18 protein-coding genes are annotated in these 19,821 nt (G+C 36.2%); 11 read left to right on the top strand and 7 right to left on the bottom strand.

The window, feature by feature from the left end:
- Positions 1-306: 306 nt before the first annotated feature.
- Positions 307-1,152 carry an oxidoreductase gene (locus tag AN161_RS26960; RefSeq protein WP_053597394.1) on the bottom strand — a complete coding sequence of 282 codons (846 nt, stop codon included), beginning with the start codon at positions 1,150-1,152 and terminating at the stop codon, positions 307-309.
- A gap of 289 nt (positions 1,153-1,441) precedes the next feature.
- On the opposite strand from AN161_RS26960, the gene AN161_RS26955 reads away from it, so the two are divergent.
- The 5 genes from AN161_RS26955 to AN161_RS26930 all read left to right on the top strand — a co-directional run bounded on the left by AN161_RS26955 (position 1,442) and on the right by AN161_RS26930 (position 6,089).
- Complete coding sequence (locus tag AN161_RS26955) at positions 1,442-2,488, top strand: CMP-N-acetylneuraminic acid synthetase (RefSeq protein ID WP_053597393.1); 1,047 nt, start codon at positions 1,442-1,444, stop codon at positions 2,486-2,488.
- 192 nt (positions 2,489-2,680) lie between these two features.
- Positions 2,681-2,866, top strand: a complete 186-nt coding sequence (locus AN161_RS26950) for an SE1832 family protein (protein WP_053597392.1) — start codon at positions 2,681-2,683, stop codon at positions 2,864-2,866.
- Positions 2,867-2,960: 94 nt separating this feature from the next.
- A complete protein-coding gene (locus AN161_RS26945; RefSeq protein WP_053597391.1) occupies positions 2,961-4,526 on the top strand; it encodes an ABC-F family ATP-binding cassette domain-containing protein in 1,566 nt (521 codons plus the stop codon).
- A gap of 691 nt (positions 4,527-5,217) precedes the next feature.
- Complete coding sequence (gene spx / locus AN161_RS26935) at positions 5,218-5,622, top strand: transcriptional regulator Spx (protein ID WP_036117523.1); 405 nt, start codon at positions 5,218-5,220, stop codon at positions 5,620-5,622.
- A gap of 23 nt (positions 5,623-5,645) precedes the next feature.
- Positions 5,646-6,089: a MarR family transcriptional regulator gene (locus AN161_RS26930; RefSeq protein ID WP_053597389.1), complete on the top strand. Its 444-nt coding sequence runs from the start codon at positions 5,646-5,648 to the stop codon at positions 6,087-6,089.
- Between the two features lie 221 nt (positions 6,090-6,310).
- Here AN161_RS26930 and AN161_RS26925 read toward each other — a convergent pair whose 3' ends face one another.
- Both AN161_RS26925 and AN161_RS26920 read right to left on the bottom strand, forming a co-directional pair.
- Positions 6,311-6,913 carry a hypothetical protein gene (locus AN161_RS26925; RefSeq protein WP_201406612.1) on the bottom strand — a complete coding sequence of 201 codons (603 nt, stop codon included), beginning with the start codon at positions 6,911-6,913 and terminating at the stop codon, positions 6,311-6,313.
- A gap of 404 nt (positions 6,914-7,317) precedes the next feature.
- A complete protein-coding gene (locus AN161_RS26920) occupies positions 7,318-7,866 on the bottom strand; it encodes an RNA polymerase sigma factor (protein WP_053597387.1) in 549 nt (182 codons plus the stop codon).
- 588 nt (positions 7,867-8,454) lie between these two features.
- Here AN161_RS26920 and AN161_RS29275 point away from each other — a divergent pair.
- The 3 genes from AN161_RS29275 to AN161_RS26905 all read left to right on the top strand — a co-directional run bounded on the left by AN161_RS29275 (position 8,455) and on the right by AN161_RS26905 (position 10,688).
- Positions 8,455-8,715, top strand: coding sequence for a transposase (locus tag AN161_RS29275; protein WP_053597386.1), 261 nt, complete (start codon positions 8,455-8,457; stop codon positions 8,713-8,715).
- An 11-nt stretch (positions 8,716-8,726) separates the two neighbouring features.
- Positions 8,727-9,461, top strand: a complete 735-nt coding sequence (locus tag AN161_RS26910) for a hypothetical protein (RefSeq protein WP_053597385.1) — start codon at positions 8,727-8,729, stop codon at positions 9,459-9,461.
- Between the two features lie 183 nt (positions 9,462-9,644).
- Positions 9,645-10,688 (top strand): zinc-dependent alcohol dehydrogenase family protein, encoded by a 1,044-nt coding sequence (locus AN161_RS26905; RefSeq protein WP_053597384.1) that lies wholly within the window; start codon positions 9,645-9,647, stop codon positions 10,686-10,688.
- Between the two features lie 309 nt (positions 10,689-10,997).
- Here the strand turns inward: AN161_RS26905 and AN161_RS26900 are convergent, their stop codons facing one another.
- The 4 genes from AN161_RS26900 to AN161_RS26880 all read right to left on the bottom strand — a co-directional run bounded on the left by AN161_RS26900 (position 10,998) and on the right by AN161_RS26880 (position 16,277).
- Positions 10,998-13,244: an excinuclease ABC subunit UvrA gene (locus AN161_RS26900; RefSeq protein ID WP_053597383.1), complete on the bottom strand. Its 2,247-nt coding sequence runs from the start codon at positions 13,242-13,244 to the stop codon at positions 10,998-11,000.
- Positions 13,237-13,668 carry a MarR family transcriptional regulator gene (locus tag AN161_RS26895; protein ID WP_053597382.1) on the bottom strand — a complete coding sequence of 144 codons (432 nt, stop codon included), beginning with the start codon at positions 13,666-13,668 and terminating at the stop codon, positions 13,237-13,239. The genes AN161_RS26900 and AN161_RS26895 overlap by 8 nt, the downstream gene beginning before the upstream one ends.
- Before the next feature lie 1,008 nt (positions 13,669-14,676).
- A complete protein-coding gene (locus AN161_RS26885; RefSeq protein WP_053597380.1) occupies positions 14,677-15,603 on the bottom strand; it encodes an alpha/beta hydrolase in 927 nt (308 codons plus the stop codon).
- Positions 15,604-15,620: 17 nt separating this feature from the next.
- Positions 15,621-16,277 carry a type 1 glutamine amidotransferase gene (locus AN161_RS26880; protein ID WP_053597379.1) on the bottom strand — a complete coding sequence of 219 codons (657 nt, stop codon included), beginning with the start codon at positions 16,275-16,277 and terminating at the stop codon, positions 15,621-15,623.
- A gap of 132 nt (positions 16,278-16,409) precedes the next feature.
- On the opposite strand from AN161_RS26880, the gene AN161_RS26875 reads away from it, so the two are divergent.
- The 3 genes from AN161_RS26875 to AN161_RS26865 all read left to right on the top strand — a co-directional run bounded on the left by AN161_RS26875 (position 16,410) and on the right by AN161_RS26865 (position 19,615).
- Positions 16,410-17,822, top strand: a complete 1,413-nt coding sequence (locus AN161_RS26875) for a PLP-dependent aminotransferase family protein (RefSeq protein WP_053597378.1) — start codon at positions 16,410-16,412, stop codon at positions 17,820-17,822.
- Positions 17,823-18,155: 333 nt separating this feature from the next.
- On the top strand, positions 18,156-18,956 hold the full coding sequence (locus tag AN161_RS26870) for a MerR family transcriptional regulator (RefSeq protein ID WP_053597377.1): 801 nt from the start codon (positions 18,156-18,158) through the stop codon (positions 18,954-18,956).
- A gap of 14 nt (positions 18,957-18,970) precedes the next feature.
- A complete protein-coding gene (locus tag AN161_RS26865) occupies positions 18,971-19,615 on the top strand; it encodes a DUF1295 domain-containing protein (RefSeq protein ID WP_053597376.1) in 645 nt (214 codons plus the stop codon).
- Positions 19,616-19,821: the final 206 nt, after the last annotated feature.

Here is a 19,821-nt window from a genome sequence, read left to right as displayed (position 1 = left end):
CCTTGCTTCCGCGGGTATTCGCCTTGCTTCCGCGGGTATTCACCCTGCTTCCGCGGGTATTCACCCTGCTTCCGCGGGTATTCACCTTGCTTCCGCGGGTATTTTCCTACTCTGCTCAAGTATTCACTTTACTGTCCTAATGTATGGACGTTCAAATAGTTAGAACTATAAAAGAAAACGCCCAACCAGTAAAGTTAGGCGGTCTCATCTGTGACGCTGGTCCCCAAGAAGTCGCCCAGTCGTAACGAAGATCAACTTGTCTGCATTGAATACATAAAGATAATTCCCAATCTCGATGATGAACCTTTATCTATCCCTACGATGTTGGAATTTTACTTCTTTATCTACAACGGTTTCTTCTATTTTATATTTATCTCGATTAATCACGACTTCTTGATTTACTTTATCTCCTTCATCGCTAGAACTCGGTAATTTGTGCTTATCCCAATTAAATAATTTCTCTCGCGAAACATCTTCATCCTGTGTTTCAGGAAAATCTAACTTAGCCAATTCCTGAGATTGATAAATTGTCACAGGCTGTTTATTGCCATATAGCGCGATCACGATCATCGCCTTTGCAACTTGGGAGGCTTCTATCGCTCTTGAACGCTTTAATGGTCCAACTAATAATGGCTTTACTAACTTTAAAACTTTCTCTCCCGCCTTTTCACCTAAGCGAAACTCCTCCCTCTCCCCAATTAATAAGGATGGGCGAATAATAGAAAGTCTTTGTAAGCCTAGCTCCATAAGATCATGTTCAAGCTTTCCTTTTACTCGATTATAGTAAATTGGAGAATTTTCATTTGCCCCCATTGCTGTAATGACAAGCATATGTGGGATTCCTCGTTTTTTTGCTAACGAGGCGATAGCTAGCGGATATTCAAAATCCACTTTCTCAAATGCCTCACGAGATCCTGCCTTTTTAATCGTTGTCCCTAAACAACAATAAAGTTCATGTGCAAATTCGATATCTTTTTCCTCTAAAGTATCAAGATTACGGATTTTTACTTCTAACTTTGGATGCGTAAATGCTGGCTTTCTTCGTGCAATCACCGTAACTGAAACATATTCATCATTTTCACATAATTGTTCTACAAGAGAGGTACCTGTTAATCCAGTAGCTCCTACAACAATCGCTGCGCGCATTCCCATTGGTCGTACCCCTTTCTAAGCTCCGTTCGCTCCAGTAGTCACACCGCTGGAACGAACATCTTAAAACAATCTTATTTATCTTCCCACAAGCTCTACTTTATTTATCGGTCAATGAAGGAGCTCTTACTCATTTAATTTGTAAGTTTTGAAAATCTATTTAGAAGAGGCCACCCGTTTATAGAATCCCGCATTTCACATTATGTCATAATTTATCTAATCCTAATTTTTTACACATACTTGCCCATTATTCACCATAGTTTAAATAGACAGACGAAAGGATGGGATACATTTGCAAAACGAAATTCAAGCAACGGAACTGAAAAAAACGATTGTTTTCATTATTGAAAGCTGTATTGATAAAGGGCTGTATCCTTTTGAACGGGTTGCAACGCTGGCAAAGCTTCTTGCAAATGAGAAAGTTTTCATATTTGTAAAAACCCCTTCAAATGATGGGATTCAAACTTTAATGAATGAAAATCTCTCGCCGATCTTATTTGAACATTTCGACGAGCTACCAAAGCAAATGAAAGGAATTCAGCCTGATTTAATTGTAAGAGATGGCCGTAACTCTGAAAGCTGGCAAGTACAAAATTTACGACCGTTCTGTAAAACAATCATTCATTTTGATGATCTTGGTGAGGGTGGTCAAGCCTGTGACTGCGTATTGCTAGCACTCTATCAAGAAGTTAAAGACTATTTACCATCTCAATATATTGGTGGTAGCTTCAACTTTGCATTACCAAAAGCTTACCAGAATTTTGATGATAGACCAGACAATAAAACACCTGAAAACCCTCCTCATATCGTTGTTGCTTTTGAGGATGGGGACGAGCATAACTTAACCTACCGTACTCTTCGACACTTAACGCAGCTACAAATTCCACTACAAATTACAGTGATGATTGATGATAGCTATCGACATGCAACAGATGATTTGCAAATGATGGTGCTCAGTCGTCGTAATACTGCCATTCTTCGTGATAAAAACGCACTCCTAAAACTATTGCCAAAAGCGGATGTTATTATTTGTAATGCTAACTATACACCTTATAAAATTGCCTCTTATGGCGTACCTTGTATTACACTTGCACAAACAGAGGCTGAGCTATTACACGCCTTCCCTCGCGAACAGAATGGCTTTATTCACCTTGGACTTGGTCGCAAAATGAAGCAATCACAAATTCAAAATGCTGTAATGGAATTTCTATTACATGAGGCTCGAAGTGAACGAGCTGTAAAAAAACAACGTCAGCTCAATCTTACAAGTAACAATGAAGCACTACAGTCATTACTTTTAGATTTCGCTTACGATCGACACAATATCGCTTCTACTTAGTGATTCTTTGAAGGTGGATATGATACAATATAGTAGAATTTTTCACCCCTACTTACAGGTGTAGCATCAGTGAATTTCAAACCAAATAAGTACCCGATTGATTTTAACTAATAAGCGGTGGGGGGATAAAAAAACCTCCATCGCTTTTACACGCATTCGTTATACAAATATACAAATAAAGGAGCAATCATCATGCCATCAAAAAGTGATATTGAATATCAAATTAAAGAGCTAAAAATGGATTATATGAATTTACAAGGCGACATTGAAAAACTTGAATCGACAGGTCATAATGACCAAGTGGCAAATGCAGAGCAACGCCTTGCGAATATGGAAGCGAAGCTAGCGGAATTAAATAAACAATTAGCAGAGCTTTAAAAATATCTAGCGCAATTAAAAACGCATAGCTGTCTTTGTAGGAAGACGGCAACTATTTTACAAAAATGTATTGATTTTATTTGGAGGAACATATATGGCAATATTAACAGTTGAAAATTTAGGTCATTCATTCGGTGACCGCATGCTTTTTAAAGATGTCTCCTTTCGTTTAGTTGAAGGTGATCATATTGGTCTTGTAGGTGCAAATGGTGTTGGTAAGTCAACATTAATGGGCATCATTACGGGCCAAGCAATCCACGATACTGGGAAGGTTGAATGGCTTCCAGGAACGCATTATGGTTATTTAGATCAGCATACTGTATTGACAGCTGGCCGAACTATGCGTGATGCATTACGTGACGCTTTCCTTCCTTTATATAAAAAAGAAGAAGAGCTCAATGAAATTACAGGAAAAATGGCTGAAGCAACGCCTGAAGAATTAGAAGTTTTACTAGAGCAAATGGCTGAGGTGCAAGATGCTCTGGATGCAGGTGATTTCTATTCGCTTGATATGAAAATTGATGAGGTTGCACGAGGTCTTGGGCTTGACGCAATCGGCTTAGACCGTGATGTCGCTGCTCTTTCAGGTGGTCAACGTACAAAGGTTTTACTAGCCAAGCTATTACTTGAAAAGCCAAAAGTATTGTTACTAGATGAGCCGACGAACTATCTTGATGAAGAGCATATTACATGGTTGAAAAACTATTTAAAGAACTATCCACACGCTTTCTTATTAATTTCGCATGATACAGAGTTTATGAATGAAACGGTGGATGTTATCTTCCAACTAGAATTTTCAAAATTGACTCGCTATACAGCGACATATGAAAAGTTTTTAGAGCTTGCTGAAATCAATAAACGTCAACATATCGATGCCTATGAAAAACAACAGGAATTCATTAAAAAACAAGAAGATTTTATTGCGAAGAATAAAGCGCGCTACTCAACTACTGGTCGTGCAAAATCTCGCTCCAAGCAGCTTGACCGCTTAGAGCGTATCGACCGTCCTGAAACAGCTGTAAAGCCAGAATTTGGTTTTAAAGAGGCACGTTCTTCTGGTCGTTATGTAGTAGAGGCTGAAAACTTAGTCATTGGATACGACAAGGACAAGCCGTTACTTCCTCCACTTACATTCGCTATTGAACGTGGGGAAAAAATTGCTCTAGTCGGTATGAATGGTGTCGGTAAATCAACATTATTAAAAACGATGCTAGGTAAAATCAATCCGCTAGATGGAAAAGTGATTCGCGGTGACTATCTTTACCCATCTTACTTCGAACAAGAAGTAAAAGCTGAAAAAATTACACCTATTGATGATGTCTGGAATGCCTTCCCTTCTATGGAGCAAGCACAAGTACGTGCAGCATTAGCACGCGCAGGACTAAAAACGGATCATATTACTCGCCCACTTAATTCTTTATCTGGTGGTGAGCAAGCAAAGGTACGTTTATGTAAGCTAATGATGGAAGAAGCAAACTGGCTTCTATTTGACGAACCGACAAACCACTTGGATGTCGATGCAAAAGATGAGCTAAAGCGTGCCATGAAAGAATTTAAAGGCACAATTGTACTAGTAAGCCATGAACCTGACTTCTATGAAGATTTAGCAACAAAAGTTTGGGATGTCCAAGACTGGTTTACTTCTGGACAACAAAGCTAGAAATATTATTAATGAGGGCAGTTACCGATGTGATGCATGAATCACTCGGGGGCTGCCCTCTTTTTAGTGACTGAAAGTGGGACATGGACTCTTACCTGAGCAGTTCTTCGGGGTGCCAGAGCAGTTTTTCTGACTACCCGATCAGTTCCCCGGCATACCTGAACACTTCTCTGGCCTACCCGATCAGTTCCCCAGCCTACCTGAGCACTTCTCCCGCTTACCCGATCAGTTCCCCAGCCTACATGAGCACTTCTCCTGACCACCCGATCAGTTCCCCGGCATACCCGAGCGCTTCTCTGACCTACCCGAGGCTTTTGGGAACCGTCTTTCTCTAAACTCCAAACAAAAATTTATTTATCTATGCATAAAAACCTGCATTCAATCATATTAATAATCAGTGGATTAACAATAATCACATTTAAATCAGATTAGGACAGCTCTCCTTATTCCATGAGCATCTATTATTAATATTGAGTAAACTTACATCATTGTAAGCTGAAATTGCGAAACTTTTCGCTCTTTTATGCGTATATTTTAGTGTAGTTGAAAAAATATCATTTCTATTTGAATTTTTTTCAAATAACTATTGATTTATAAGTAGCTTACTAGTAAGATATATGTATAACCTATTAAACTTACTAATAAGATATATATAAAATATAATCCTAAAAAAGAAAGCGGGGAATGAAGAATGACAGTTACAATTTATTCACAAGCGAGCTGTTCTTCATCCAGAAAAGCATTAAAATGGTTAAAAGATCACAATATCGAATATAAAGAAAAACGTATAACTTCACATCCACTTACACTTGCTGAATTTAAAGAAATTTTAAGCATGACAGAAGATGGAACAGACGAAATTATTGCAACTAACTCAAACGATTTTAAAAATCTAAATATTGATATTGATCAGCTCTCTATTCAAGAGTTGTATGCAATAATCCAAGCACATCCAAGAATGCTACGTAGCCCTATCTTAATTGATGAAAAACGTATTCAAGTTGGGTACAATGAGATGGACATCCGTCGTTTTATTCCACGCAAAGTACGTGCTTATGAATTAAATGCAATGACAAGATTGGCACAAGAAAGTTAAAACAGTTTTGGAGATGACCTTATATGGATCAAGAAAAACAAAGAGCCATTACCTCATTGTTTGAAGTGGTTTCTTCTATTGAGCGTAAGTGGGCAAACGAGTGGAATAATCATAATGTACTCGGCTTTTCAAAATCCCATATTTTAATTTTAGACTTCTTATCGCAGGAGGGACCAAAGCGCCCTTCTGCCATTGCTGATCGGTTAAAAGTGACGACAGGTGGTGTCACTGTTTTAACAAGTAAGCTTATTAATGCTGGCTTTATTGAAAAAACACAGCATGCGACAGATCGGCGAGCTTCTCAATTGAAAATTACAACGGATGGCGAAGATATTTTAGAAGAATCTCGTCAACAAGTTAGCGAAATTATCAACAATATGTTTGGTATGCTCTCAGCTGAGGAAGTACAAACATTACGTGATATTTTCTCCAAATTACTCAACACTGATTCTACGCGCCATGAATAAAAGCTTCATTTTCACACCTAAAAAGTTAGACATGCCTCTAACTTTTTAAGGTGCTTTTCTTTTTGGCTCAATTTTTTGGTGAGGCCTTTAAATGGTTAATCCCCCTACCCTTCCCACCGATTTACTGACTAGCCCCCTCGGATTGTGTGTATGTCTTGGCTAGTCAGTTTCAGGGTAGGCGTTTGGGGCATTCGCTTTTTCATGCATCAAAATAGTGAGATTTATCCCCCCATCCTAAGACTTGGTTTAAAGCGATTTGGCGCTTTTACTTCTTCTGGAATACCGCATTCATAATGTTTCCCAGCTTTTAAATTCTCAAATTCCTCCTTCGCTTTTTCAATAACAGCCGGATTTAGTAAAGAATAAGCGCAGCCCCTGCCATCGCCTTTGCCGCATAATGCATACCCTTTCATGCCAAGCGAAGATCCAAAGGCAGCAGTTGCTTGCCAAATATGCACTTGGACGCCATATGGAGCACAAGTCGTAAATACCTGACCGAGTGGCGCAATCCATGAAACGTCTCCTAAATCACTAGAACCTTGCATTGATTGGCGAAAAGTTTGTGGTATATGAAATACCTGCTCTAACAATATCCCACTACTATTAATTTCCTGTGGGACAAAAGACTGTTGTGCAGTACCCGCCAGAACAGAAGGATCTAATGAAGCTTGAAGCGACTTTGCAAAAGTAAGCTCGTCCTCTGTAAAGGATAATGGCGGTAGCTCATTCCACTGCGCCAACATTTGCTCATTTAATGTAAGATTTGGTAATGTATCGTAACACCCTGCCTTCAGCCCCCCATGCACCTCTGTTTCTGTCATCATCGCTGCCCCTGTTGCCACTTTAATCAGTCTGCGTTCTATATCTTTGACGGCGTCACGATTTTCGCCACGGAGGAAATAATAGACATTTGCTGTATCTGGAACAATATTCGGTGTTAAGCCACCATTTGTAATTTGATAATGAATACGAGAGCGTCCTAGCAGCGGAAAAGCAGAATCTCCCGGCCATGTTCGCGATTTTATCAGCTATTCCACGGCTTCTATCGGCATTGTTCGCAGTTCTATCAGCGATTCTGGGGCTTCCACCGACGATGTTCGCTGCTCTACCGACGATAAAATTCACAAAAAAAAATGCATCGCAAAGTAATTTTGCAATGCATCTTTTTTTGATTGGCCGAACGAATACTTCCGTCTAAGTAATTATTTAGTGCGACCAATGCATGTTATCATGCTGGTAGCACAGACTCTACTATTGATACATCGGCCATAAGCATTTCTTTCAAACGAGCTTTTGCACGGAATAAACGAGATTTCACAGTACCAATTGAAACTTTCATAATTGAAGAGATTTCAGCAAGTGAATATTGGTCTATGTAGAAATACCATAATGTTTTACGATAGATTCCATCTAATTGCTCCATTTTATCCTGTACTAATTTAGTAACAATATCTTTTTCAATTTTTTCTTCAGTTGAAATATCATTATTGGGAACCAAATCTAAAATCGGTACGTCTAATGTTTCAGGTTGGTTCATCATGTATTTACTACGTCGTACTTTTTTACGGTAGCGATCTCTAAATGTATTCATTGTAATTGTTGTAAGCCAAGCTTTAATATGCTCCACCTCGGCAACGCTATCCTCATAGCGCACAACTTTTACCCATACTTCTTGCATTAAATCTTCAGCTTCTACAGTATTGCGAGTAAGTTTTAAACATAAGTGGTATATGTAACGATTAAATTCCTCATATACGCCTTCTAATTTTTCATTCATTGTGTATTCCTCCGCTTCTTGTTCTTGCTTCTATATACATTCTCGCAAAATAATGTATTACACTCTATCGTATTGGCTTTCAATTACATTACAATCGTGTAAGCTTAAATGCTTTGACTTGTAACATTCGTAAAAATTGTTTTATTACTATATTTCTTATTCAAAGAAAAGCTACTTAACACGCCTCTTCCACTACTTTTTTATTGTCATTCCAATAGTATTTTATTCATATCAATTATGCCTCGGCATAATTGCGTCCGGAATCGGCTTTGTGCTTAGGCCTGCACGATGCAGGTCAGTTAGCCGTTATCGCATGGATGCGATGATTTTAGGCTAACATCCCCTAAGAACTCCTTTCGACTCCGTGACATCCGCCGGAGGCTTTAACTTCTTTCAGCAGATGTCTTTTGTGCCGAAAGCGTAGCGACAGGTACAGGTGTTTGGACACCCGTTTAAACAACGGTCCAAATAGAAGAAATTAACAGAAACGAAGTACAAAAACGAGTCATTTCATCATTTTCACATCTTACCTAGACATAAATATGACTAGGCACTATTATAAATAAGAGAAAAAAAAGGGGGCTTAAAATGAGGAAAAAACGATATTCATCAGATTTTAAATTAGAACTTGTTAAACAATATCGCCTCGGCACCGCTGTAAGTAAACTATCAAGCGAATATGGTATTTCAGAAGTTACGATCTATAAATGGATAAAATTATACTCACCTGTTGAAGGTGTCGTCGATATGACAAAGGCAGAAGTATTAACAGTTCAAAAAGAAAACGAGCGATTAAAACAAGAGGTCGATATTTTAAAAAAGGCTATTACCATATTCGCACCCAAATAGCTGAGACAGATGTGATTGAATATATTGAACGAGAAAGTAAAAAATATGCTGTTAAAGTACTTTGTGAGCTATTAGATTTACCAAAAAGCACATATTACAACGCATTGCAAAAAAGAGCAACACCAACACAATCTTCATCAGAGGAATTATTAGAAGAAATTGAACAGATTTTTATTGAAGAAGGACAACTTTACAATGCTTCACAGTTGTATGACATTTTAAAAATGCGTGGCTTTCAAGGAAGCTTGCGGAAAGTACAGCGTGTGTTAAAGAAAGCAAAAGCAGAAGCAGAAGCAGAATCACACGAGGAAGAAATCCAAGAGCCTATTGTTAATGATGGCTTTGAAACGACGGAAGCCAATAAAAAGTGGGTACTCAATATTAGTTATGTACCAACATGGCATCAAGGTTGGGTTTATATGGCATCTATTATAGATGTCCATACAAAGAAATTAACGGGCTTTAGCTTTGATAAATCGTTAAGTGAGGATTTATTTGTGGAGGCGATTGAGAAAGCGTATGCACAATATGAAATGCCACCAGTATTTTATACAAGTCTACAGCCAGCGTTTATTGAGCATTGTAAAGATGCTTGTAGAGAAAAAGAACTGCCATTACCAAGAATTATTCATAAGGAATATTTATATGACAATGAATGTTTACAAGCAATCGTGCCGTTCTTAACAGGAACAGAAAATCGACTGCGTCGAGGTCATGCCTCACTTCGTAGTTTAAAATTAAAGTAAATAGGAATAATTAAAGGTGAATAGCAAACGTGCTATTCACCTTTGATTTTTATCAAAGTTATAAATTTTAACTTTTTTGTGTCTAATTTGTTGACGTTTTGTGAAAAATTATTTATATTTACTGTGTATTAGGATTTTATAAACTAATTACATCCAAATCTATTTAGTGGGGAGCTATTTTAAATGAAAGCACTAGTATATGCAGGCCCAGGTAAAAAAGAATTACGTGAAGTTGAAAAACCACGTGTAATTAAAGATGGTGACGCAGTTGTGCGTCTAGTAAAAACAACAATTTGTGGTACGGACTTACACATCTTGGGAGGCGACGTGCCAGCCGTTAAAGAAGGTACAATTTTAGGTCACGAAGGTATCGGTATTGTAGAAGAGGTAGGCGCAGGCGTATCAAACTTCAAAGTAGGCGATAAAGTAATCATTTCATGTGTTACTTCATGTGGTAAATGTCACTATTGTAAACAATCTTTATATGCACACTGTGAAGATGGTGGCTGGATTTTAGGTCACTTAATCAATGGTACACAAGCAGAATACGTTCACGTTCCACATGCAGATAACTCTTTATACCACATTCCTCAAGGGATTTCTGATGATGCAGCTGTAATGATTTCTGATATTTTACCAACTGGTTTCGAAATCGGGGTATTAAATGGTCAAGTATCACCTGGTGATGTAGTAGCTATCGTAGGCGCAGGCCCAATCGGGATGTCCTCATTATTAACTGCGCAATTCTATTCTCCTTCAAAAATCATCATGATAGATCTAGACGATAACCGTTTAGAGGAGTCAAAGAAATTCGGTGCAACCCACACAGTCAACTCACGTGATGCACAAGCAGCAATGGATAAAATTTTTGAACTTACGGATGGTCGTGGCGTAGACGTAGCAATCGAAGCTGTAGGTTTCCCTGCAACATTCGACCTTTGTCAACGTATCTTATCACCAGGAGGTCGCTTAGCGAACGTGGGTGTACATGGTAAACCAGTTGATCTTCAATTACAAGATTTATGGATTCGTAATGTCACAATTACAACTGGCTTAGTATCAACAAATACTACGCCAATGTTATTAAAAACATTAGAAACTGGTAAGATTAAACCTGAGGCACTAGTAACACATCGTTATAAATTTGACAATATGATTGAGGCATACGAAACATTCGGTAATGCAGCGAAAGAAAATGCATTAAAAATTATTATTGATTTCGAATAATTAACATAGAAAGCCCTTAAAGTGAGCAATTTCTTTAAGGGCTTTTTGTATTTTGTGATAGTTCTTGGTGAGCAATCAAATCGGACATCGGCGGTTGATTGTGTAGTACAGAGTGAATCGTGAAAGCGAATTTAAAATATGCTCCTTCTTTTTCTAATTTCAAATTTTAAAAAGAAATCAAATCATATGATGTGGCCTGCTTTTTACCATCGATAGGTGTATCAAATTTGAAGGTTGAAACCTGCTCGAAATGTAGTGTTAAATTCGCAATTTTTCATGTAAACAGCAATGGTCTGTCTGCTGTTTTGTCTATTTCACATAGCGCTGTAAGTGTTTTGCTGTATATGAGTTTTCTATTTCCAATAAATCGATAGGATAACCTTCAAAGAGAACATTTCCTCCTAAGCTTCCACCCTCTACCCCCATATCAACGATCCATTGTGCTTGACTTATAATTGATAAATTATGTTCCAACACAATTAATGTTTTCTTCTCACATAAAAGTCTTTTAAATAACACTAATAAATTATCAATGTCAGCTTCATGCAATCCTGTACTTGGCTCGTCCAAAACAATAAGGTCATTACTTGAATCACCCAATATTTTTGCAATTTTTACCCTTTGAAGCTCACCACCTGAAAAAGTATCTAAACTTTGACCTAAGCGTACATAACTTAAATTGGACATGATTAAATTGGACATAATTCTTTGAATAGTGTGATCACTAAAAAATTCTTTGGCCTCTATAGGCGTCAGCTGAAGTACATCGTGGATGCTTAATCCCCTCCACTTAACGGAAAGCGCTTCGTCGTTATATCTTTTTCCATGGCATTTCTCACAAACTTGTTCAACGTCTCCCATATAGGCCAAGTCGAGTGTTACATGGCCTTTCCCTTTACAAACTGGACAAGCACCTTTTCCATTGAAGCTAAATAAAGACGCACTTTTATGAGAAGCACGAGCAAACAGCTCCCTTATTTTATCGAACACATTGAGATAAGTTAGTAAATTGGACCGATTGCTCCCATGTATAGGGCTTTGATCCAGTACTCTAGTGTTAGGATACTTCTCAGTGAATAGATAACGTATCAATGTACTTTTTCCAGAGCCAGCAACACCTGTCACAACAGTTAAAGCCTGTTTTGGTATTTTGACTGTTACATCCTGAACATTATGAAGGTTGACATGATTAAGTGTATAAAATGATTGAAAAGCAATTTTGTCTGTGTTGACCGTATGTTTGTTTGATAAAGCTTTACCAGTGAGCGTATCAGAAATCAGCAAATCAGAATAGTTCCCTTCAAACGTTACTCTTCCTCCATTTTCTCCCGCATACTCACCAATGTTGATGTTATGATCAGCAGTTTTAATGATATCGGGATCATGATCGACTAAAACGACTGTATTCCCTTTTTTCTTCAACCCATGAAAAATTCGATTGATGCCAACGATGTTTTCTGGATGAAGTCCAATACTTGGTTCATCAAAAATATACAAAACATCTGACAATGAACTATTCAAATGCTTCGTCATTTTTATTCTTTGAGATTCCCCGCCTGAAAGAGTTGTGGTATTTCGATTAAGGGTGAGATAATTTAGCCCAACTATCTGTAGACTTTCAAGTTTTCGGATTAAATCTTCAATAATAAGTGAAACAGACGGACTATCAATGGATTGGACGAACAACAATAAGTCAGCAATAGACATATCCACACAATCTACAATAGATTTACCTCTTATTTTAGCTGAACGTACTGTTTTATTTACTCTAGTCCCCAAACAATCCGGACAGGTATGAATTTCAAGAATTCTATCTAAATCAGATTGATATTTGAGATCTTCCTTTTCTACAAAACTTTTTTGAATCCGAGGAAGCACTCCGATATATGTAGAAGTCTTAGGCCAACGCTCAGTTGGATTTTTCGGGGCACTTCCTTCATCGTAAAGTAGGATTTTCAATTCTTCTTCTGTATATTGAGAGATTTTTTTATCATTATCAAAATTTCCTGTCTCCGTATAGCGAGTGAGCCGCCAACCTCCAGGCTGAAATGTAGGGAAACGGATGGCTCCTTCATTAAGTGATTTGTCAGCATCAATTAATTTGTTAACGTTGATCTGCTGCGTCTCCCCAATACCTTTGCAAACCGGACACATTCCATCCGGATTATTGAACGAATACGCCATAGAATAACCTATAAACGGGGTAGCCATTCTAGAAAACAGCAATCGCAGACTTGTATAAATGTCTGTGAATGTACCAACAGTCGAGCGAGCATTTCCTCTGATTTTTTTTTGATCAATAACTATTGAGACTGGCAGATTTTCTATCTTATCAACGACAGGTTTATCAAAATGCGGCAGTAATTGTTGAATATAACTGGAATAGGTCTCGTTTAATAGTCTTTGAGATTCAGCTGCTAAAGTATCGAAAACCAAAGACGATTTCCCTGATCCAGATACACCAGTGACAACAGTGATTTTATGCTTTGGAATATCGATTGAAATATTTTTTAGGTTGTTTGTCTTTGCCCCTTTGATTGAAATAAAATTATTCATGCTCCTTCAACCTTTCGTCTTTAAGAGCCTTGGAAAATTTCATTGATAGCTCAGAAAACAACGCTAGCTCTTCCTCTGAGAATACGCTGCTTGCAATTTTGTAAAGTTCCTCATGGCCAACTTCTATGTTTGTTAGGATCGCTTTTCCATCAACAGTCAGCATAGTGATTAACTCTCTTCCATCTTGGACATTTGGTTTTTGTTCCAGATAGCCTAAACGTTTTAGGTCTTTCAGAGATTTAGACAATTTCGTTCTACTTATCCCAAGAATAGTACTTATTTGCGAAGGTAATAATCTTTCCTCTTCTGACAACAGATGCAAGATATCATATTGTATCCAACTAATATTTTGCAGATTCACTTTATTTCTCTCTGCAACCAGTTCACACTGCAAATTAATCAGAGCATTTTTTATATTTTCCATTAATTTCACCCCGAATATAGTTTCTATTTAGAAATTATATTTTTTTAGCAATTAATAATCAAGAATATACACTCCACTTTCAACAAACAGACTAAATGAAAATGTTAGGACCGAAAGATGGAAATACATCAAGATGAAGGCTCATCACCATAACGTGGGGTTGATTTCCGTTCCGACTGGATGCTTTAAGTGGTGAGCCAAGATGGAAAAAGACAGAATCCCCCTGCCCCGCTTCTCAAGGCAAAATAAAAACCACCCAAATACGAGTGGTTAAATTAAACTTATTAAAATCCATAAAGAATGAAATTAGTTGGAGATAAAAAATTCGGAACTTAGGTGTTCACAATACTCCCTTATTAATTTCCATTCATCATTTTGTTCTTTCCTAAATCTCTGAACAAATAGTTTTACTACATCTATAAATTCCCCATCCATTTCAAAGGTTACCCAAAACGTTGCAATAACTTCATTTTCAGATGCAGGTGTAATATGCAATTCTTTAAAGTGCCATTTTGGATTATGGCCTTCATAATGTTTATATGCTTCTACCCAACCATTACAAGTCCCCTCGTATCCCCAATCGGAAATACTAGTCCCAGGTCCTCCCCACCCCTACTGCTATATCCGGTGCAATCAAAGCATTCATTTCCTTGACGTTACATCCATTCCATACTTTTTGATAACGATTAAAAAAGCTTTGAAAATCCTCGATTAAAGTTGTTGTAGAGGACAATTAAAAACCGCCTCAGAAAATATAGTTCACTAAATATATTAACATAAAACTAAAAATTCAGAATCCCTTAATAACACTTCTGTTTGTAAAGAATTTGAAGACTTCCTCTTAAAAGACGGCGACAAAATCTAATAACAACACAAAAAGCATCCCCGAGAGTAGATGCTTTTTGCGTTATGGAAATTATAATAAATAAAATTTAAAAATATACAGTTGCAAATGCTAAACAATAGATCTTGTTTGAAGAGAAAATAAGATAAAGTTAAGTACCCATATTAATTATATAATGCGTTTTTCAATGTCCGATAAGTTTCTTCTGTTGCCAATTTACTTATAGCCGCATTTGGAACAATTGCTTCAAACTCATGGAAACATCCCGGATAGAGATGAAATTCTACGGGTACACCTGCATTTATTAAATTTGTAACGTATTGTACTGTTTCATCTCTAAAAGGATCAAGTTCTCCAACTGATGTATAAGTAGGAGGCAGATTTGAATAATCTGTTGCTCTAGCTGGGGCAGCATAAATAGGCGTTTTCTCTCCAATATTATTTTTTAAATATTGCTTCCAAGCAAGTCTATTAAAATCGCCACACCACACACGTTTATCGATAATCTCTTTACAAGATTTTGATTGACAGCTGTCATCAATCATTGGAAATAAAGGCATTTGAAATTTAATTTTGGGTCCCTTTCGATCTCTTGCCATTAGAGAAAGTGCTGCTGTTAAACCACCTCCAGTACTACCTCCTAGAACAGCTATATTATCAGGATCAACATTGTATTGTTGAGCATTTTCAGCAAACCATTGCAATGCAACATAGCAATCTTCAATCGCAGCAGGATATGGGTGTTCAGGAGCTAACCGGTAATCTACTGAAATAACGACACAATTTACCTTCTCTACAATCTCCCCACATTTTGCATCGTTACCTTCAACTGATCCAAAAATATACCCACCGCCATGTATATATAAAACACCAGGCAATGTATCCTTATGATGTTTTGGACGATAAATTTTAACCCTTAACTTTTCACTATCATTTATCCATTTTTCTTCTAAAATTAGGTTATTATTTTGATAGGGTACTATCATCTCTTTACTTTTTCTTCGGATATCTTTTATATTCTCGACTGTTAGTGTAATTTCTTCTAAAGATGAAAATGTTTCTTTTAAATCTGGATGTACTCTTTGATCCATAAATACTTCTTCCCTTTTTAGTTACTTTTTAAATACGCTAAAATCTCTGCTAATACTTTTTTATTTTCAGATGAAATAGAAGTATTTAAAATCGTTTCAGCCGTTTGTTCATAAATACTACCTTCTATATAATTTTTATCTTCCTCCACTAATTGCACCAACGTATTTCTAGTCATTTCCAAGTGAAATTGTAAACCAATTACATTTGAATTATAGATAAAGGCTTGATTTGAACAAGCATCAGTTGAATACAGCCTCTTACTTTCTTTAGGAAGTTCGAATGTATCTCCATGCCAATGTAAAACTTTAAGTGCACTAGGTAAAAAATCGAATTCGTTAGTAACTTTTTGTACCGGATAAAAACCAACTTCTTTACCTTTCGGATTTTTATAAACCTCTGCACCTAAAATTTCTGCAATGAGTTGTGCCCCTAAACAGATTCCTAAAATTGGTTTATTCGCATCGATTATTTCTTTTATAAATATTTTTTCCGATTCTAACCAAGGGATTGAATCATTTACACTCATAGGGCCCCCTAAGATAATTAACATACTAACTTCTTCTATTGAAGGTAATTGTGCATCTTCATACATCTTAATCAGCGTATATGATTCGATTGCTTCTATAATGCCAGGAGTTTCAAATGGCACATGTTGTAAAATATATGTCGACAAATTTTATCTTCTCCTTAAATCCTTATAAATTAGTCTTTTGTAATTCGAATAATGATAGAATAAAATAAATCTGTCATTTCGAAAAGAGACAGTTAATCACTTTTTTTATAGGACAGTTTAAGGAGACTATTTATGTTTTTTTATTTTGATCGAAGTACGAACCATGAGCCTTTTTATGTACAATTATATAATTTTATAAAAAATGAAATACAATTAGGTAACTTAAAAGCTGGTGAAAAATTACCTTCCATTCGATTTCTTGCTCACGAATTAAATGTAAGCAAACAGGTTGTACACTCTGTCTACCAGCAGTTGCTTGCTGAAGGATATGTAGAAAGTAAACCAAGAAGTGGCGTTTTCATTCTACCTTTCGAAAATTTTAAATTTATATCAGACCCTAGCCCCTCCATCAAGAATGTCAAAGAAGTCGAGTCACCTAGCATTTCAATCGATTTCTTTTATAGTTCATTAGATCCCTCCAAATTCCCTCTTCGGGCTTGGAGAAAGTGTATGAATAGAGCTTTAGAAAATATTCATAATATGACTAGCTATGGAGAAAAACAAGGCGAGTTACATTTAAGAAAACAAATATCACTTTATGTCCGTAATTCTAGAGGAATTAATTGTACGAGTGATCAGGTTTTTATTTTTGGAGGTACTCAACAAAGTATACAATTCATTACGCGCTTATTAGATTTAACATCAACTATGGTTGCTATCGAAAATCCAGGGTATGAAGAAGCGAGAGCAGCATTCACTCAGAGTCAATGCAAAATTTGTGACATTCCATTAAATAAAGATGGTATATCTGTTTTGCATTTAAAACAGACTTTAGCAAAAGCTGTTTACATTACTGCTTCTCATCAATTTCCGATGGGCATGGTTTTACCTATAAAAAAAAGACTAGAACTGTTAGGGTGGGCAAAGAAAAATAAGAGTTACATTATAGAAGATGATTATGATAGTGAATTTCGTCATATTGGAAAACCTATACCTCCGTTGAAATCATTAGATAAAGAGAATCGAGTGATTTACTGTGGCACATTTTCAAAAAGTTTTTCACCTTCCATAAGATGTAGCTATGTTATTCTACCTGAAGATTTAGTAAAACACGGTATTCAACATCTTACCTCATTTAGTCAAGGGGCTTCACTGATTATTCAAGATGCACTTGCTCACTTTATGGAGGAAGGTTATTTTGAAAAGCATTTACGTCGTATGAAAACAACATACCAAAAGAAGCATAAAGTACTATTAAAAGCAATTGAAAATCACTTAAGTCCTTTGGTTGAAGTAATAGGAGAAAAAGCTGGTCTGCATGTATTACTTTATTTAAAACATATAAAAGCAGAGGACTTAATTGTTCAAGCTGAAAAATTAGGTGTTCAAATTTATTCCCCAAATGCCCACTGGTCTTTTCAAAAGCCAGAATCAATCATTATGTTAGGATTCGGAGCATTATCAGAACAACAAATCGAAAGTGGAATTCAATTATTATCTTCCATTATTAATCATGGAGCTGTTCCAAAAGGAGACGATAAATAATTAGAAGAAATGATAAAATGTGCGTATAGGGATTATAAAGTTGATTGGGAATCTTTTTTATAGAATTTCTAATCAACTTTTTCCTTCTCTCTAAACAAAAAATCATTTATTTTCCTATATAAACTTGATTTCTTATCAACAGTTTGATTAACACCTGTGGAATGTATATTCAACTTGAGGTTTAAATCAAATTCATTAAACTTCTTCCTATGCAGTCTCACAATCTATTCCTCCCTAATTTCACCAATATCTTATGACAATAAAAAAATTTAGCTACATTGATTGACCCTCCCCTTACAGGAAGCATTATATTTAAAACAGGAGGTGATTGTTATGCTTACAATCGGTGAGTTTTCAAAAATATCACATCTCACATTGAAGACTCTTCGCTACTATGATGAAATCGGACTTTTAAAACCTACATTCATAGACGCTAAAAACAACTATCGCTATTATAATATTTCTCAATTAGAAACGGCTTTATTGATTGCACGCTTAAAAAGCTATTTATTTTCGTTAGAAGAAATCAAGGTTATATTAGCTAATTGGGAGGATACCGAACTTCTTAACTCTAAAATGAAAGCCAAACAAGAAAATCTGACACAACAGATTACATTTTATTCTTCGTTGTTAAAAAAATTAAAGATTGATATTCAACTGTTAGATGAAGAGGAAAATATCATGGGTTATTTAGATAAGATTGAGATTAAACTTGTTGATCACTTAACCTATAATATATTATCCCAACGAAAACAAATGAATACCGCTGATTTTCTACTACACTTTAATGAGTTGTTTAGTAAAATTTTGTTTGAGAATTTGTCACCTATCGCAAAGCCACTTGCTATTTTCCATAGTTCAGAATATGAACCTGAAAATTATGATGTAGAAATTGCCATTCCCCTTGCAATGGCCACCAATAAAACAAAAGTATTTAATCCTGGTCTTTGCGCAATGGCTACGCTTATTGGCTCTTACGATGAATTACCTTCTATTCATACAAAGCTGCATGTTTGGATTGATGAAAATAACTATAAACTGAACGGTGCTCCGTTTGAAGTTTATCAAACGGACCCCTATAGCACACCAGAGGAGAATAATATCATAGAGGTTTATTTTCCCATTAAAAAATAAAGGAGCGTCTTACAATGTATGGTATAAACAATTCAACGATAAAGGAAAAAATCTTAATTTTAGCTGCTGAGATTATCTATTTAATCATTGCCTATTATTTGCTTTTTGTTACATATGACAACCCAGGCATTTCACTAGGGCTTTTTATTGCTCTAATTATTACAGCTTTACGATTAACAGCTATGATGTTTATATGGTTGCCTAGGGGTATTGCATGGCAAGAAGCCATTATGAACAGTTTAGCTTTTGGGATTTATTATTTAGGTTTCCCCATTTTAATGATTACTAGTAACCAGGATCCAAACTTAACGGTACTTATTGTAGGCTGGATATTGTTTTTAGGGGGGAGTATGTTAAACACGGTTTCAGAGTTACTTAGAAAACCTTTTAAAGACAATCCTTTAAACAAAGGTAAACTATATACAGGTGGTTTATTTAAATATGCGATTCATATTAATTATCTTGGAGATTGCCTTTGGGTACTAGGCTTAGCGCTTATCTCTAACAATATTTATAGTTTGCTTATCCCTCTATTTTTATTCTTAGTATTTATTTTGGGCTATATTCCAAAATCTGATGATTACTTACAAAACAAGTACGGAGAACAATTTACATTATATAAACAGAAAACTAAAAAACTAATTCCTTTCATTTGGTAAACAGTAACGAACTATGAAAACGGAGTAAAAAAGATCACCTATTGTAGGGTGATCTTCTTTAATTCGTTAGCCAATCGCCATTTCGGTGTCAATTTCTTATCCATAAAAGAAAAAGCCTTCCCCTGCTAGACTGTACCCTATAAGATAGACACTTTGAAAAAAGTCTATCCTATTGGGTACTTTTGTTTATAATGAGAAAAAAGATG

The organism is Lysinibacillus sp. FJAT-14222, assembly GCF_001278875.1.
Classification (GTDB): domain Bacteria; phylum Bacillota; class Bacilli; order Bacillales_A; family Planococcaceae; genus Lysinibacillus; species Lysinibacillus agricola.
Note: the sequence above shows the minus strand (reverse complement) of the source record. Positions and strands in the feature narration are given on the sequence as shown.